The 15331-nt window shown below is 70.2% G+C and carries 16 protein-coding genes; 7 read left to right on the plus strand and 9 right to left on the minus strand.

Translation table 11 applies throughout. The features are described from left to right. Positions 1-39 precede the first annotated feature (39 nt). Together JL100_RS04915 and JL100_RS04920 are read left to right on the plus strand one after the other, a co-directional pair. On the plus strand, positions 40-543 hold the full coding sequence (locus JL100_RS04915) for a DUF4399 domain-containing protein (protein ID WP_202682223.1): 504 nt from the start codon (positions 40-42) through the stop codon (positions 541-543). Positions 544-561: 18 nt separating this feature from the next. Next, a complete protein-coding gene (locus tag JL100_RS04920; protein ID WP_202682222.1) occupies positions 562-993 on the plus strand; it encodes a DUF4399 domain-containing protein in 432 nt (143 codons plus the stop codon). Here the strand turns inward: JL100_RS04920 and JL100_RS04925 are convergent. The 3 genes from JL100_RS04925 to JL100_RS36465 all read right to left on the minus strand — a co-directional run bounded on the left by JL100_RS04925 (position 980) and on the right by JL100_RS36465 (position 6672). Further along, positions 980-2860, minus strand: coding sequence for an adenylate/guanylate cyclase domain-containing protein (locus JL100_RS04925; RefSeq protein WP_202682221.1), 1881 nt, complete (start codon positions 2858-2860; stop codon positions 980-982). The genes JL100_RS04920 and JL100_RS04925 overlap by 14 nt on opposite strands. Positions 2861-2866: 6 nt before the next feature. After that, positions 2867-4033 (minus strand): DUF4384 domain-containing protein, encoded by a 1167-nt coding sequence (locus JL100_RS04930; protein WP_202682220.1) that lies wholly within the window; start codon positions 4031-4033, stop codon positions 2867-2869. Positions 4034-4113: 80 nt separating this feature from the next. After that, positions 4114-6672: an SUMF1/EgtB/PvdO family nonheme iron enzyme gene (locus JL100_RS36465; protein WP_202682219.1), complete on the minus strand. Its 2559-nt coding sequence runs from the start codon at positions 6670-6672 to the stop codon at positions 4114-4116. 363 nt (positions 6673-7035) lie between these two features. Here JL100_RS36465 and JL100_RS04950 point away from each other — a divergent pair, with 363 nt between their 5' ends. From JL100_RS04950 to JL100_RS04965, 4 genes are all read left to right on the plus strand, one after another. Further along, entirely contained in the window at positions 7036-7353 is a 318-nt protein-coding gene (locus JL100_RS04950) for a hypothetical protein (RefSeq protein ID WP_202682218.1), read from the plus strand. Continuing rightward, positions 7347-7718, plus strand: a complete 372-nt coding sequence (locus tag JL100_RS04955; RefSeq protein ID WP_202682217.1) for a hypothetical protein — start codon at positions 7347-7349, stop codon at positions 7716-7718. The genes JL100_RS04950 and JL100_RS04955 overlap by 7 nt, the downstream gene beginning before the upstream one ends. A gap of 36 nt (positions 7719-7754) precedes the next feature. Next, positions 7755-8552, plus strand: a complete 798-nt coding sequence (locus tag JL100_RS04960; RefSeq protein ID WP_202682216.1) for a head GIN domain-containing protein — start codon at positions 7755-7757, stop codon at positions 8550-8552. Positions 8553-8663: 111 nt separating this feature from the next. Next, positions 8664-10526, plus strand: coding sequence for an ABC transporter ATP-binding protein (locus JL100_RS04965; protein WP_202682215.1), 1863 nt, complete (start codon positions 8664-8666; stop codon positions 10524-10526). Here the strand turns inward: JL100_RS04965 and JL100_RS04970 are convergent. Further along, positions 10499-10858, minus strand: coding sequence for a hypothetical protein (locus JL100_RS04970; RefSeq protein ID WP_202682214.1), 360 nt, complete (start codon positions 10856-10858; stop codon positions 10499-10501). The two genes, JL100_RS04965 and JL100_RS04970, sit on opposite strands and share 28 nt — an antisense overlap. Positions 10859-11024: 166 nt before the next feature. Here JL100_RS04970 and JL100_RS04975 point away from each other — a divergent pair, with 166 nt between their 5' ends. Next, positions 11025-12323 carry a class I SAM-dependent methyltransferase gene (locus tag JL100_RS04975; RefSeq protein ID WP_202682213.1) on the plus strand — a complete coding sequence of 433 codons (1299 nt, stop codon included), beginning with the start codon at positions 11025-11027 and terminating at the stop codon, positions 12321-12323. A 27-nt stretch (positions 12324-12350) separates the two neighbouring features. Here the strand turns inward: JL100_RS04975 and JL100_RS04980 are convergent, their stop codons facing one another. The 5 genes from JL100_RS04980 to JL100_RS05000 form a co-directional block, all read right to left on the minus strand. Further along, complete coding sequence (locus JL100_RS04980) at positions 12351-12980, minus strand: hypothetical protein (protein WP_202682212.1); 630 nt, start codon at positions 12978-12980, stop codon at positions 12351-12353. 43 nt (positions 12981-13023) lie between these two features. Further along, positions 13024-13191 (minus strand): hypothetical protein, encoded by a 168-nt coding sequence (locus JL100_RS04985; protein WP_202682211.1) that lies wholly within the window; start codon positions 13189-13191, stop codon positions 13024-13026. A gap of 73 nt (positions 13192-13264) precedes the next feature. Next, entirely contained in the window at positions 13265-13660 is a 396-nt protein-coding gene (locus JL100_RS04990; RefSeq protein ID WP_202682210.1) for a PRC-barrel domain-containing protein, read from the minus strand. A gap of 52 nt (positions 13661-13712) precedes the next feature. Next, positions 13713-14558 carry an anti-sigma factor family protein gene (locus JL100_RS04995; protein WP_202682209.1) on the minus strand — a complete coding sequence of 282 codons (846 nt, stop codon included), beginning with the start codon at positions 14556-14558 and terminating at the stop codon, positions 13713-13715. After that, entirely contained in the window at positions 14558-15109 is a 552-nt protein-coding gene (locus tag JL100_RS05000; RefSeq protein WP_202682208.1) for an RNA polymerase sigma factor, read from the minus strand. Before JL100_RS05000 ends, JL100_RS04995 begins: the two co-directional genes overlap by 1 nt. Positions 15110-15331 lie beyond the last annotated feature (222 nt).

Raw genomic sequence — 15331 nt, forward strand, 5'->3', positions numbered from 1 at the left:
GCCCGCAAGGATCGACAGGAAGCCGCCGCAGGAGTTGAAATGATCAGTCGAGCTGCCGCACTCCTTCTCGCCTGCGCCGCCGCGTTCCCCACCGTCGCCACCGCCCAGGACGCCGGCCACGGCACCGGCCACGGGGCTGGCCATCAGGACGCGGCACCCCCGGCCCAGCCCGCCGCGCCGGCAAGGCGGATGACGGCCCCCAAGGACGCCCGGGCCTACATCATCTGGCCGCCCAACGGCGCCGTGATCGAGGGCGGCAAGCTGTGGGTCCGCATGGGGCTCCAGAACTACGGCGTGGCGCCCGCCGGGGTACGGCGGGAGAATACCGGGCACCATCACCTGATCATCGACCGGGACCTGCCGCCGCTCGACGAGCCCATTCCCAACGACCGCAATCACCTGCATTTCGGCGGCGGCCAGACCGAGGCCCGGCTGGAGCTTCCGCCCGGCCAGCACACGCTCCAGACCCTGCTGGGCGATGCCGACCACGTGCCGCACGACCCGCCGGTGACGTCCAACAGGATCACGATCACGGTCCGCTGAAAACCGGAAAGGCTCGCCATGAGATCGAACGCCCTGGTCGCCGGCCTCGCCGCGGGACTGGTTTCCCTCATCGCCGTCACGGCCACCGCCGCCGAGCGCCGGCCGGCACCGAAGGACGCCTACGCCTATATCGGCTGGCCCAACAACGGGGAGGTCGTGACCGGCCGCTTCAAGGTCTGGCTCGGCCTGCGCAACTTCGGGGTGGCGCCCTCCGGCGTCGACCGCCCCAACACCGGGCACCACCACCTGATCATCGACCGGGACCTGCCGCCGCTCGACGAGCCGATCCCGAACGACCGGAACCACATCCATCTCGGCGGCGGGCAGACTGAGACCTATCTGGAACTGCCGCCCGGGCGCCACACCATCCAGCTCCTGATGGGCGATGTCGACCATGTGCCGCACGACCCGCCGGTGACGTCCAAGCGGATCACCATCACGGTCCGCTGAAGGTCCCGTCCCGCAGCAGCCAGACGCGGACGGGGTTGCTCTTGCCGCGGAGCGCGACCTCGCCGACCGGCAGCCCCGCGATGCCGGGGCCGGCCGCCTTCCAGGTGGTCTCGCCGACGATCACCTGGCACCAGGGCGACGTCGTCTCCGCCACCTCCTTGGCATGGGCCTCCAGGCGGGCGGCGGTGTTGGCCGTGTCGCCCAGCAGCGAATATTCCCGGTGCCGCTCCCCTCCCAGGCTGCCGACCACCAGGGGGCCGGTATGGATGCCGATCCGGATGATCACGGGCGGCAGCCCTTCCTCCCGCCACAGCCGGTTCAGGCTCTCCAGCTCGCGGCCCATGGCGAGGGCACAGTCCATCGCCCGCGCCGCGTCGGCATCGATCCCGGCCTGGGTGGTGCGGGCGACCGGCGCCCCGAACACGGCCAGGACGGCGTCCCCGATGAAGCGCAGCACCACCCCGTCATGCTCGCCGACCAGCCCGGTCATGGCTTCCAGATAGGTGTCCAGCCACCGGATCAGCGCCTCGGGCGGCAGCGTCTCGCAGATCGTCGTGAAGCCCCGTATGTCCGAGAACAGGACGGTGGCGGTGAGCTGCTGGGGCTTCGGCCGCCCTCCCGCCATGAAGGTCGCCCGCTCCCGCCACATCTCCTCCGCGACCGGCTGGGAGACATGGGTCGCGAACAGCCGCATCAGGGTCCGGCGGTCTGCCCGCTCGCGCAGCGACCGGTGCGCCGCCATGCCGCCGATCCCGCCGGCCAGGGCCAGCGAGGGAGCGAGCAGGGGGACCAGCGGCCCGCCCAGGGCGAACAGGGCGGCGGCGCCCGCCCACAGCGCCGTCGTCAGCGCGGCGCCCGACGCGGCGAGCAGCCAGACCGGCAGCCCGGCCATGGCCAGCGTCACCCCGGCGGCGGCGAGCGCCAGGGTCAGCGCGCCCTCCCACCCAGGCGTCAGCCGCCCGTCGGCGCGCCCTTCCAGCATCTGGGCCAGGACATGGGCCTGGATCTCCACCCCCGGCATGCTGGTCCCGGTCCTGGACGGCGGCGTCCGGTGGCGGTCCGTTCCCGACAGCACGGTGCCGACCAGGACCACCTTGCCGGCCAGCCAGTCCGGCGGCAGCAGGTGGACCAGTTCCGCGGGATATATGGGGAACGGCGGCGTCGCCTCGTCCGGCCCGGCGCGCCAGGCGATCCGGAAAGGACCGGCGGGCGGCTCCGCGCCCAGGGCGAGCGCCAGCCGGGCGGGGAAGCTCGGCGTCCCGTCCGCCGCCGCCGGCACGTGCCAGCGGACGGAGCCGTCCAGCGTGTCCTTCGCCAGGTTGGCGTAGCCGTGGGGGATGCCGGACAGGAAGGCGCCGAGGAACGCGTGCTGCTTCTCCGTCAGGGCGGTCTGCTCCAGGGCCGAGATCGCCACCACCGGGATGCCGGGCTCGGCCAGCCGGCGGCGCAGGGCCTCGTCCAGCTCCGGCAAGGTGGGCTGGTCGAACAGGATGTCGATGCCGATGGCCCGGACGCCTGCCGCCCGGAGCCGGCCGACCAGGTCTGCCAGGAACCCGCGGTCCACCGGGGACCGGCAGGCCAGCGCCGCGAAACTGTCCTCCCCCAGGGCCACCATGGCGATCCCGGCGTGCTGGGGCTCCGGAGGGGCGAAATGCCCGATCTGGATGTCGCTGAAGCTCTCGTCCGCCAGCCTCAGCGGCGGCACGATCCGGACGAGCAGGAAGGAGGCGGCCGCGATCCCCAGGACGATCGCCCCCGTGATCGCCCCCGTGAACCAGGACGGCGACAGCCCCGCGGGCAGGGCGCGGAACCGGCCGCCCGGCCTGCCGGCGTCAAGCTCCCGATCGGGCGTTCCGACCTCCTGCAAGCGACCTCACTCGACCCGTAGCACGATCTGGGCGACCACCAGCCGCGTCCGCTTCAGCCCGTCAAGCGTGTCCTCCAGCCGCTCGACCGCGTCGCCGTCCATCGGGCGGAACGCCTGGGCTTCGGTGGGCAGCGAGGGCGACAGGTCCTGGTCGGCGGCGAAGCAGCGGATCTCGCCGTCGCCGCCGAGCTCCGACGCCGACAGCGGGAGCGGCATCCTGTCGCCCGGGAAGGTCATGGGCGTGTGCCCCTCGACCAGCGAGCCGTCCGACTGGTAGGACGGGAAGATCGGGATCAGGTCGTTCCGCCGCCTCAGATAGCAGTACAGGTGCGCGTCCCGGTTGGTCTGGAGCACCAGGCGGATCTGGTCACCGGGCCGGTACGTGGGATAGAGCCCGCGGTCGGACGACAGGTACAGGTCCAGCGGGGCCAGCGCCTCGCCCATGGCGGTCAGGACATGTTCCGCCTGCCGGTTGCAGCCGGCCCGGACGAGCGCCACGGCCAGCGCGCCGGGGTCGCCGGCCGCCGCTTCCCGATCCTCGATCAGCCGAAGAACCAGCGCGTTGCTCCGGGTCCGGTCGCCGCTCATGGCGAGCATCCGCGCGCCGTCGGCCAGCGGCGCCTGCTCCGGCCAAGGCTGAACCGCGGCGTCGTCCGGCCACGACACCACGGTTTCCTCTCCATCGGCGGCGTGCAGGATCGCCCGCTCGAAGGCCGGGTCGGCGGGCCTCCGAAGCTCCGGCACCTGCCCGGCGGCGGCGCACCAGGTTCCCGGCAGCGACAGGTCGATCGGGGCCAGCCCGCCGGATGGGCCGCTCTGGGCGGGATCGACGGAACGGGCGGCGCCCAGATCGTTCTGGGCGAAACGGTCGCCGCCGAACAGTCCGGACAGGCGGCCCTGGACGGGGGTGCCGCCGGACAGCCGGTCCAGCGGGCCGTCGTAGGGGCCCTTCACCGTGATCGTCCGGCCGCTGGCGAACAGGAACAGGGCGTTGGTCCCTTCCGGCAGATGGACCGGGGCGCCGTCCTCGACCACCTGGCCCACGGTGAAGCCCGGGACGGTGGCGGAGACGACGATGGCCTGGTCCGCCGCGGCGGTACCGGCGGCGCAGAGCGAGACCGCCAGGACCAGCCAGCCCGGCGGCCGCTGGGTTCGGGGATATCGGATCAGCATGGTAACCTCCGTGAATGCCGCCCCATGCTGACCTCTCCCGTGCATGCCCGCAGTAAACCAGGCGACACCTTCGCCCGGATTCAGTTCAGGTCACGGGCGACCCGGAACCCGTTGGCAAGGTAGCGGACGTCCTGGTCGTAGTTGAAGCGGCCGGTCACCGACAGCGAGTCCGCGTCGTTCCGCCAGGACCCGCCGCGCAGGACCCGTTTGCGGCAGTCGCCCTGGGTCCAGGCGCCGCCGTCCGCCGGGGCTCCCCGGTAGTCCTTGTTCCAGCAGTCGGCCACCCACTCGGCGACGCCGCCGTTCATGTCGTAGAGGCCCATCGGATTGGGCTTGAAGCTGCCCACCGGCAGGGGGGTCAGCCGTTCGTACATGCCCCCGCAGTTCTCGCAGTTGGCGTTCGCCACGCCGACCACCTCGCCCCACCAGAAGCGTCCGGCGGTGCCGGCGCGGGCGGCATACTCCCATTCCGCCTCGCTGGGGAGGCGGTACTTCTGCCCGGTCTTCTTGGACAGCCAGATCGTATAGGCGAGGGCGTCCCGCCAGTGGACATTGTGGACCGGCGTCTCGTCCGTGGCGCTGGCCATGCGCGGCATGTCGCTGCAGCCGCCGCCCTGGACGCAGGCGCGCCACTCCGCCACCGTGACCTCGAACATGCCCAGGGCGAACGGCTTGCCCAGGCTCACCTTGTGGCTCGGCTGCTCGCTGGGATCGCCGCGCGCGGAGCCCATGGTGAAGCTGCCGGCCGGCAGGCGGACCATGATCGGGCATTCCGGGCAGTCCTGGAAGCTGTTGGACTGGCCCTTGTTGCGAGTCGCCGGGGAGGCCGGCGGTTCGGCCGCCGCCAGTTGCCCGGCGGGCTTGGCCGGCTCCGGCTTCGGTGGTTCCGGCTTGGGAGGTTCCGCCGCCTTGGCCGGCTCCGGCTTGGCGGGCGCCGGTTTGCGCGGCTCGGCCACGGCGACCTCCACCTTCGCCGGAGGCGCCGGGGCGGCCGGTGCCGCAGCCGGTGCCGCCGCCTGTGCCGCAGCCGGGGGGATGGGCTTGGCGGGTGTAAGGGCCGTCACCCGTTCACGGGCCAGCGGGGCGTTCCTGCTGTCCGGGAAGAGCTGCAGGTAGGCGGCGAAGTCGGCCGCCTGGCCGCGCGTCCGGACCTGCTGCCACAGGGCGTCGGCAAGCTCCGGACCGGCCGGGGGCGTGCCGGCGGTATCCAGTTCGATGCGGACCGAGGCGGTCGCCTTGCCGCCGCGCCCGTCGTCCGCCAGGATCGCGAAGCTGCCGGCCTCGCCGGGAGCCGACTGCCCGGGATCGTAGGTCAGGCCGGCGAGGTCGGCGGCGGTAAGCTTCTCGCCCACCCGGACCGGCTGCGCCCCCTTGCGCACCGACCCGCGGGACGGAACGGCGGCGACCGTCATCGTCAGGGCGTCGCCGTCGGGATCGCTCGGCGCCTCCAGGCCCAGCTGCGGAAGCGCCATCCGGAAGGTTCCCTCCCCGGCCACGACCGGCGGGCGGTTCGACTGGTTGACGGTGATCGGGATCCTTCCGGGAGCGGTCCCGCCCTTGTTGTCCATGACGGCGAAATCGAAACTGCCGGCCGGGCCGATCGTGCCGACGTCCGGCTTGTAGGTCACCTGGGACAGCTGCGCGATGCTCAGATAGTCGCCGATCAGCACCAGCCTTTCGCCGAGCCGGACCTGCCCGCTGGAGGGAAGCCCGGAGACCTGGGCGAATACCTCGTCGCCGTCCGGGTCGGTGATGCGTCCGATGCCGAGCTTGACGGCGTCCGAGGTATCGCCGACGACGATCGGCTTCAGGGCCGGCAGCTCCGGGTTCCGGTTCGGCGGGGTCGGGTTGAAATAGAACGGCGTGGCGCCGAGCGATCCGAAGATGAACGGTTCCTGCCGGCCCTGGGTCGCCTCCATGACATTGTCGCGGACCCGGCGGAAGAACAGGCCCAGCTCCAGTCCCGGCACGTTCAGGTTCTTCAGGAGCGCCATGGTGTAGGGGCTGTGCTCGCCGGTGCCGTCCTCGGCCAGTGCGTCCGCCCGCGTCGCCAGCGCCACCAGCGTGTCGCTCGGCGTGTCGTCGACCCGCGACAGGCCGGCGGAAACGTCGCGCTCCCGCAGCGCGCCGGCATTGCTCCGCGACAGCCGGTCGGCGAACGGGTTGTTGCGGCAGGCGTCCAGGATCAGCACCCCCAGCTTCCGCGCCTGGGCCAGCTCCCCCAGGATCAGGTTGAGCGGCATCGCCTCGTAGACCAGGTCGCGCTCGCGCTCCAGCCGGGCGTCGGACGGCAGCAGATAGTTCTGGCCGCGCACCTGCAGGCCGTGGCCGGCATAGAATATAACCGCCACGTCCGCCTCGGCGGCGCGGATGCCGAAATCGCGCAGCCGCCCGGAAAAGCCGCGATTGTCCAGGTCGTAGGCTTCCTCCACCTCGAACTTGAGGTTCCTCAGGGCGGCGGCGATCGCGCGGGCGTCGTTGGACGGGTTGGGCAGGGCCGGGGCGAACTGGTAGGCGCCGATGCCGATCACCAGCGCGATGCGCTTGTCCGCATCGGCGGCGCTCGCCGGACCCGCGCCCAGTTGCAGGGCGCAGGACAGGGCGAAGACCACCAGGCAAATGAACCGCAGAACTCTCATCAGAGAAACGTCCCCACTGTCGCATTCCTCGCCGCCCGGCCGGGGCTTCGGGCCTGGCCGGCTGCGGCAGCCGACGGTAACATCCTTAATTTATTATAACCCCGGCATGCCGCTCCAGGACAAGCAGGAAAATTAAGTATTCCGAGAGTTATGCCAAACCGAACGGGTAGTGAGCTTTAGTGAGGACTCATTCTAGTCTTCATTGCAAGGCTATGTCCTCATGGGATTCCCAGATGTCTTCTTGTCTGCCACGGTGGCAGGGGTGAAGGCGTTCACAGACGACAGGAACGGCGGCGGCCTAATGTAGGGGATCGACATGGCGGACCCTCCGCCGGTCACTGTCTCTCGGGGAGGTGCCTCTCTATGCGGACACCGACGGCTATCCTGATGGCATGGGCCTGCCTGGCCCTGGCGGCACCCGGCGATGCCGGGGCCAAGGAACTGAACCAGCGGACACACCTGGAGCCCCGCTTCAACGGCAAGATCCAGATGGAGATCGCCAAGAGCTGGCGCCGGCGCGGCGAACTCCAGGACCAGGACTTCACCCAGGGCGGCAAGCTGTCCTGCGGCAGCCAGGCCGTGGGCAACGTCTATGTTCCCCGGGGCGCCACGGCCCCGCGCGAGGTCGTCACGATCATCACCGGCGACGTGATCAACAATGTGGGGCGCGGCGGATGCTGACCGGCTTTGGCTTCGCACACCCCATGCTCCGGCCGATCGTCCTGAGCCTCGCCCTGTCGGCGCTCGCCGCCGGCGTCGCCACCGCCACCGTGGTGAAGGCCACCGTGGTGAAGGAAGGAGGGCCGCAGCTGGGGGCGAGGTCGGGAGGCGCCGCCCCGGTGGTGCCGGACGGCGCCGTGCGCCTGCAATGCTGGCAGCAGGGCAGCCGCATCATCGACGAGGGCGACCTGCGGGACGCGGCGGTGAACTATTTCGACACGTCCAACAGCCTGCGCTTTCGCCGCGGGTCCGCGCCCGGCCGCATGGTGATGCTGCTCAGCCCGGCCCCGGAGACCACCTGCCTGCTGATCGAGGACGGCGAGTAGCCCGCGGCGCAGGCCCCTCATTGCTGGAGTTGCCCCATGACGAACCGGTACCGGCTGGCCATCGCCCTGATGGCCTTGACCCTGGCCGCGGGACCCGCCGCGGCGGGGGATCGCGCGACGATCGACGAGAGCTTCGGCGCGGCCGCGCTCGACCTGCGCGGGCTGGCGGCCCGCGTGCATGTCCGCCTCCACGACTCTGGCGCCATCCGGCTGAGGGCGACCGGTCCCGCGTCCTGGATCGGGGACCTGTCCCGGCATGCCGAGGGCGGCGCGCTGGTGGTCAGCGCCGGGCCGGTCCAGGGTTTCGGGGCCGGGTCGGCGGTGACGATCGCGACCGGCTTCGGCGCCCGGGCGGTCACCCGCATCGGCGGCCTCACCATCACGGCGGAAGGCACCGGCGACGGCGACCTGCCGGAGGTGGAACTGTGGGTCCCGGCGGGAACCCCGCTGACCGCGACCTCGGCCGTCGGCGATTGGGACATCGCCGACCTGAAGGCGCCGCTCACCATCGAGGTCGCCGCCGGGCAGATCGCCGCGGGCGCCGTCACCGACGCAACGGTCAGGATCCTCGGCAGCGGCACCGTCACGGTCGCCCGGGTGGACGGCGACTTGGGCGCGGATCTTTCCGGCGCCGGCGGCATCACCGTGGCCGGCGGCCGGGTGGACATGCTGACGGCGTCCATCGCGGGAACCGGCACCATCCGGGTCCAGGCCCCGGCGGAGCGCGCCGACCTCAGCATCTCCGGTATCGGAACCATCGACGCGGACAGGATCGCGCGGAAGCCGTCGGTACGGGTCAGCGGCGTCGGGACCGTCCGGACCGGTTTCCGGTGAGCGGCATTCCGGGTCCGAAATCACGGTAAAGGCTGCATTAACCATGACGGCGCTAGTGTCCCCGGGACGTGCCGGAACAGCTTCCGGCACGCTTCCAGAGCACGAGACGTCATGGCGACACTCCCGATTTCCCCGACCGCTCCCCAGCCTTCCCCCGGCGCGACCGTCCATCGCGGCATCCGCGGACTCTACGCGGCCTTCTGGCGCCATGCGGAAGGCCGCAGGCCGCTGGTCGTGACGTTCCTGACCCTGCTGTTCCTGGCCCAGGCCGTGCGGCTGGCGATCCCCTACTTTTTCGGCGAGGCGGTCAATTCCCTCCAGACCGCGGGCACCCAGGACGTGACGCTCGCCGGGTGGAACATGGCCCTGATGTTCGGCGCCTGCGTGCTCGGCTGGGCGATGCACGGGCCGGGGCGGGTGCTGGAGCGCTTCATGGCGGTCCGGATCCGCGAGCGGTTCGCCGACGCGCTCTACGCCAAGGCGGTGGCCCTGCCGCTGCGCTGGCACGAGCGCCACCATTCCGGCGACACGATCCAGCGCATGGCCAAGGCGACGCAGGCGCTGTTCGGCTTCTCGCAGAACCAGTTCATCTATCTCCAGAACTCGGTCAGCCTGGTCGGCCCGCTGGCGGCCCTGTGCCTCGTGTCGGCTTGGACCGGGGCGGCGGCCGTGCTGGGCTATGCCGTGATCTTCGCGATCCTGGTCCGGTTCGACCGGATCATGGTCTTCCTGCTGAACGAGGAGAACCGGTTCGAGCGGCGCTACGCCGCGGAGCTGATCGATTGCCTGGGCAACATCTCCACGGTCCTGACCCTTCGCCTCCAGTCGGCGACCCGGTCCGCGGTGGCGGCCCGGCTGGCCGAAGTGTTCGCGCCGCTGCGCCGGGGCATCGTCTTCAACGAGGCGAAATGGTGCGCGATCGACCTGCTCAACAACGGCATCCGCTGCGGGCTGGTGGCGCTCTATGCCTGGCTCGCCTGGCGGAGCGACGGCGTGATCCTGCTCGGCACCGCCGTCATGGTCCACCAGTACTCCCAGCAGATCGGGAACGTCGTCGGGTCGATGGCGACCAACTGGCAGGACCTGGTCCGCTATCAGGCCGACATCGGCAGCGCCGACGAGATCCTCTCGGCCGAGAGCCGCCGGTCCGCCTCGGCCCTGCCGGTCCCGGCCGACTGGCGGGAGGTCCGGATCGAGGGCCTGACCTTCAGCCATGCCACGCGCCACGAGGACCGGCCGACCCTGCGCGACGTGTCCCTCGTCCTGAGGCGCGGCGCCCGGATCGCCTTCATCGGCGAGAGCGGATCGGGCAAGAGCACCCTGCTGCGGGTCCTGGCAGGGCTGTACGAGGCCGACCGGGTCTCCATCGCCTTCGACGGCGAGCCCCGGCCCGACCTGAGCGACCTCGGCCCGGTCGCGACGCTGGTGCCCCAGGACCCGGAGATCTTCGAGGGATCGGTCGTCCGGAACATAACCCTGGGCATCCCCTATCCCGCCGCGGAGGTGGAGCGGGCGTGCGCCCTGGCCTGCCTCGCCCCGGTGATCGACCGGCTGCCGATGGGCCTCGACACCGAGATCACCGAGCGCGGCCTGAACCTGTCGGGCGGGCAGAAGCAGCGGCTGGCCCTGGCGCGCGGCATCCTGGCGTCACGCGACAGCTCGCTGATCATGCTGGACGAGCCGACCAGTAGCATGGACCCGACCACCGAGGCGCGGATCTACGACAACCTGCTGGCCGAGTTCCCCGACGCCTGCATCGTGTCGTCGATCCACCGGCTGCACCTGCTGACGCGCTTCGACACCATCGTGTGGATGGCCGACGGCGCGGTCGTCGACCTGGGATCGCTCGACGCCCTGCTGGAGCGGCAGCCGGCCTTCCGGGCGCTGTGGGACGGCTATGCCGGAGCCCAGCCGGGAAGCCATCCGGCGGACGGAAGGCCGGTCGGTCACTCGGGGCTGGTGCTGGCTGCCTGAGCGTGCTTGGCCGCCTGCCGGGAGCGGCGCCATTCGGTCCAGCGCCGCTCGCTCCGGATCATCAGGGTCGAGGTCGGGCGGCGCAGGAACGGCACGTCCATGGCGAGCAGAAGCACGCCGAGGGGAACCATCCAGAAGCCAAGGATCGGCAGGAAGCCGACCAGGCCGCCCAGGATGAAGAGGACTCCCACCGGTATCCGGACCCAGCGGGCGTCGGGCTTGCGAAGTCCGCCGACCGGCCGGGCGATCCAGCCGGGAAGGCGGCGTTGAAGGCGTTCGAGACTGCGGTCGAGCCGCCGCTGATCTGGGGTGATTTGGTCTGGGGTGTTCATGATGGGTCCAGAATTGGGGTGCCGCAGTTCGGTATTGAAGACCCTCCCCGCCGGTCGTCCCGCCGCTCCCAATTTTGTCGCGGCCGGTCCTGGCCGCGACCAATCCGGTTTGCTCCCGGCGGCCCGCGCGGGTAGATAGCCGGCGGGCCCGGGAAAGGGAGTCGTCATGGAGTCGGACATCATCGAGGTTGCGCGCGGCCTGCTCGCCGCCAAGCGGTACCGGGCGGCGCGCCGTCTGCTCGCGTCCCGGCCCGACCTGTCCCCCTGCGGCCATGCCCTGCTCGGGACGGCCTATCTCGGCATGAAGGACTTCGAGCCGGCGCTGGCCCACCTGCGCCGCGCCGCCGAGCTTGATCCCGACGACGCCGGGATCCGCGTCCAACTCGCGCGGGCCTGCACCGCCGCTGGCCTGCCCCATGTCGCGGTCCGCCTGCTGGAGCCGCTGGCCGCGACGCCGCCGGTCGATGCCGAAGCGTGGGAGGCGCTGGCCGCGGCTTACCGGCTGGACGCCCGCTATGGGGACGCCGTCCGTCTGTCGGTCCTGGCCGCCTCGGCAGGGGAGCAGACCGGACAGCTGCTGTACGAGGAAGCCATGTGCCGCCACGCGCTGGGCGACGCCGCCGCGGCGCTGGCCGCCTGGGACAGGCTGCTGGACCGACAGCCCGGCCTCGCGGCCGGCTGGTTCCGGAGCCATGCGGCGGCGCTCCAGGTCCGGTCGCTCGAAGAGGCGCTCGACCGGCTGCGGCGGGCGACCGCCTGCCACGGCGCCAACGGCAAGTACTGGGCTTTCCTCGCCGCCTATGCGCGGCTCGACGGCAGGGAAGGGGATGCCGCCGCGATCCTCGACGGACCGCTCCGCGACCGCCCGCACCACCATGCGCTGGTGGACGGCGTCGGCGCGCTGCTGCCACGCCTTGCCGCCGACTTCCGCTTGTTCGGCTGCGGCGCCGACCTGCTCCGGCACGGTGTCGGCCTGGCAACCGGAAAGGGACTGGTGCTGGAGTTCGGCGTCCGGCGCGGAACCTCGATCGACCATATCGCCGAGGTCGCGGGCCAGGAGGTCCATGGCTTCGACTCGTTCGAAGGTTTGCCGGAGGACTGGGGCAGCCAGCGCCGGGGCAGCTTCACCACCGGCCTGGAACTGCCGGCCGTGAGAGACAACGTGACCCTTCATGCCGGCTGGTTCAGCGACACCCTGCCGCCGTTCCTGGCCGACCACGGCGAAGCCGTGCGCTTCGCCAACATCGACTGCGACATCTACTCCTCGACCCGCACCGTCCTGACGGCGCTGGCCGCCCGGTTGGTGCCGGGCACGATCCTGGTGTTCGACGAATTCATCGGGAACCGCACCTGGCGCGAGCACGAGTACAGGGCGTTCATGGAATGCGCCGCCGAGACCGGGATCGGGTACGAGTACGCCGCGGCCTGCCCGTTCACCGGGCAGGCCGTGGTGCACATCCTATGATCGGAACCATGCTGATCGGAACGGTGCTCAGCCGGGTGGATCGTCTGATCCGAACAGCCTTTTCAGCAGAGCGTGCATCGGCAGGAAGACGGCGATCGGCAGCAGCAGCATGTAGAGCCCGAGATAGAGCAGGGGATCCATGAATTGCTGCGGGTCTTCACCGGGGCCGAAGACCCAATTGACGTTGTCGTCCGGAGACGTCAGCAGCCAAGTCGCCGGCAGCACGATCCAGGCCAGCACGGTCTGTGCCGGCAGGGCGCGCGGATCGTAGCCCTGGCGCACCAGCATCCAGATCAGGATGGGCGGCAGGAACAGATGGAACAGCGACAAGGCCCGCAGATAGAGGGGATAGCGGTCGCTGAACATGTAGCCGGCCAGATCGACCAGGGCGCCCCCCGTGAGGAAGTCGAGGGTCCAGACCATCTCCAGGGGCAGCACCCCGACCGCCATCATGGAGAAAAGCAGCCGGTTGCCGGTCCAGAGACAGATCAGGACGGAGAACAGGGTGAGGTCCGAGAACCACAGGAAGTTGCCCGGCCCGTACTCGCGCCAGTAAACCGGTACCAGCGCGATCACGAAAAGCGTGTAGGGCACCCGCAGCCAGAGGGGATAGACCGCCCGGTCGGATGCTCCGCCGCCCATCAGGGCGTGCTGCACGGGAGCCGGTCCGGCGTGACCTGCCCGGCCGTCGGGGCCGCGCTCATGCGTCGGTCCGGCTGGTTGCCTGGGTCCGGCGCTCCTCTTCCAGGTCATAGGCGGTGGAGGCGACCTTCTTGGCACCCCGGGGGAATATCGCGCTCAGGACGCCGACGGTCGTCAAGCCGACCAGGAAAATGAACCCCAGACCTTTTCCGAATGCACCGAACATCTTCATTTCCTTTCCATGTTTGATCCGATTTTCTTCCATCGGGCCGGGCGGATGCCGACCCCTTCCCGAAGGGTCACTGCCCGTCGGTGCCCGGCATCGCGCCGAGTTTCCCTTGTCGCTGGTATTCCGGAGCGTTCTCGAAGTCGCCCCGGGTCAAGGTGACCCGGATGTCGCCGGTATCCAGGCCGGTTTCGGTTTCCGACCAGGGGATGGCCACCTCCCGGCCGCCCACGATGCCCAGAAAGCCGCCGCTGGCGACGATCAGCCGGTCGATCCCGCCCGACAGGCTCAGCAGGAAGTCGCTGATCGTGCCCAACTCCTCGCCGTCCGCGCCGATAACGCTTCGACCGATCAGATCGTTCGCGCCGACGATGTCGGATCCCGCCTCCAAGCGGTCCTGCGCGGGAGCGGCGGAGGGGCATGCCGGGGTGAGCGCGAGCGCGGCCGTCAGCAACAGCGTCTTCTGCAATGGGGTTTGTCGCATAAGTCCCTCCCATGCGGCGTTCCAGCATCTTTTCCGATCACCCCCGTGTCCAGAGGAGCGACTTGAGCCGCTTGGCGATGCCGAACTCGGGTTCGGGCTCCGGAGGCGGCATCTTGCGTATCGACCGGTGCAGGCTTTCGGCGACCGCCAGGGATTCGTCCCTCGGCAGGTCGCTCGCCATCACGTACATCAGCGGACCGTCGAGCCAGTAGGCGACGCGAACCTCGTTGCGCGTTTCGGTCTCGATCTCGGGGTCCGGATCGGGCAGGCGGGGCTGTACCTGCAGCGTCAGCCGCCGGCCCAGATCGTCCTGGTAAGTGAGTTGTGCTGCCTGCGAGCGGTTGGTCGTGGCGGTGACCTGGCTGCCGACCAGACTGAACCGGTACCGGCTGAGATCCGGGATTTGCAGGTCGACCATGCTCGCCTGCTCGACCCACTGGATCGGGCGCAGCATCGGCTCCGACGGCGCCAAGTGCCCCGCCACCGTCGCTTTCCTCACGTCGGTGTGCGCCAGCGAGGCGCTCTCGCGAAGGACCTGGGTCGAGACCTCATGGCGGGGAAGGAACGCAGCCGCCGACCATCCCAATCCGCACCCTAGGAGAAGAGTCGCCGCCAGAGGCGACATACGGCTGACCAGGCCGGGAAACCGGGACGGCCGCTTCGGCTTGAACACCGATGACAGCCGGCCGGGCAGGGCTTCCTCCGCCGCGGGTCCGAAGATCGCCCGCATGGCATCGTTCTGCAGCCGGCAGCGCCTGACCCACTCCGCCTTTTCGGGATGCACCGCCAGATATGCCTCGACCGCGCGCCGTCGCGGCGGATCAAGCAGATCGTCGATGTAGGCGTGCAGGTCGAGAACGTGGATATCGTCGTAATTTTCCATCACTTCACCCTCCTCAGGGTGACGGGCCTCAGGGTGACGGGCCTCAGGGTGACGGGCCTCACGGTCACGGGGCGGGACTCGTCAAGGTTCAGCGACTGGAGCGCCTCGCGGGCGCGTGACATGCGGGACCGCACCGTGCCGACAGGCACATCGAGCACGCAGGCGGCTTCCTCGTAGCTCAGCCCTTCGAGCACGACCAGCAGAAGCGTTTCGCGCTGGGGGGCGGGGAGACCGTCGAGGGCGTGCGCCATCTCCTGCAACTGCATGTGCCCGAACTGGCGGGCGGGCTGGGTGACGCTGACGTCCTCCAGCGGGGTTGTTTCGGGCGTCCTGCGATGATGCCTGATCAGGTTGACGTGGACATTGTACAAGATCTTTAAAAGCCACCCGCGCATGCTCCCGGCCCGCCGCCAGAGATGCTGCTTGCGCAACGCCCGCTCCAGGCACTCCTGCACGAGGTCGTCGGCACGGTCGCGATCCTTGACCAGAGCCCTTGCATATCGCCGTAAACCAGGCACTTCACGGGCGATCAGCCACTCTGTATCGTCCATGACCCTGCCCTCGCGTCCTTGCTGAAAATCACCCCGTGTCTTGTACGGATAGACGCCAGGTCCGGCGTTGAAGTTCCAAAATAAATACGAGGCGGAGGGAGCTGCCTGTGATTCTCCCTGGGCTGCATCTGGAAAGGATCATTTGATGCCGGCCGGCTCTGTTCCGCCCATGCGCCGATCCGGCCCAATGATAATCTGTTCACTTTTCAGGGAACCGTTCTC

Source organism: Skermanella mucosa, assembly GCF_016765655.2.
GTDB classification, from domain to species: domain Bacteria; phylum Pseudomonadota; class Alphaproteobacteria; order Azospirillales; family Azospirillaceae; genus Skermanella; species Skermanella mucosa.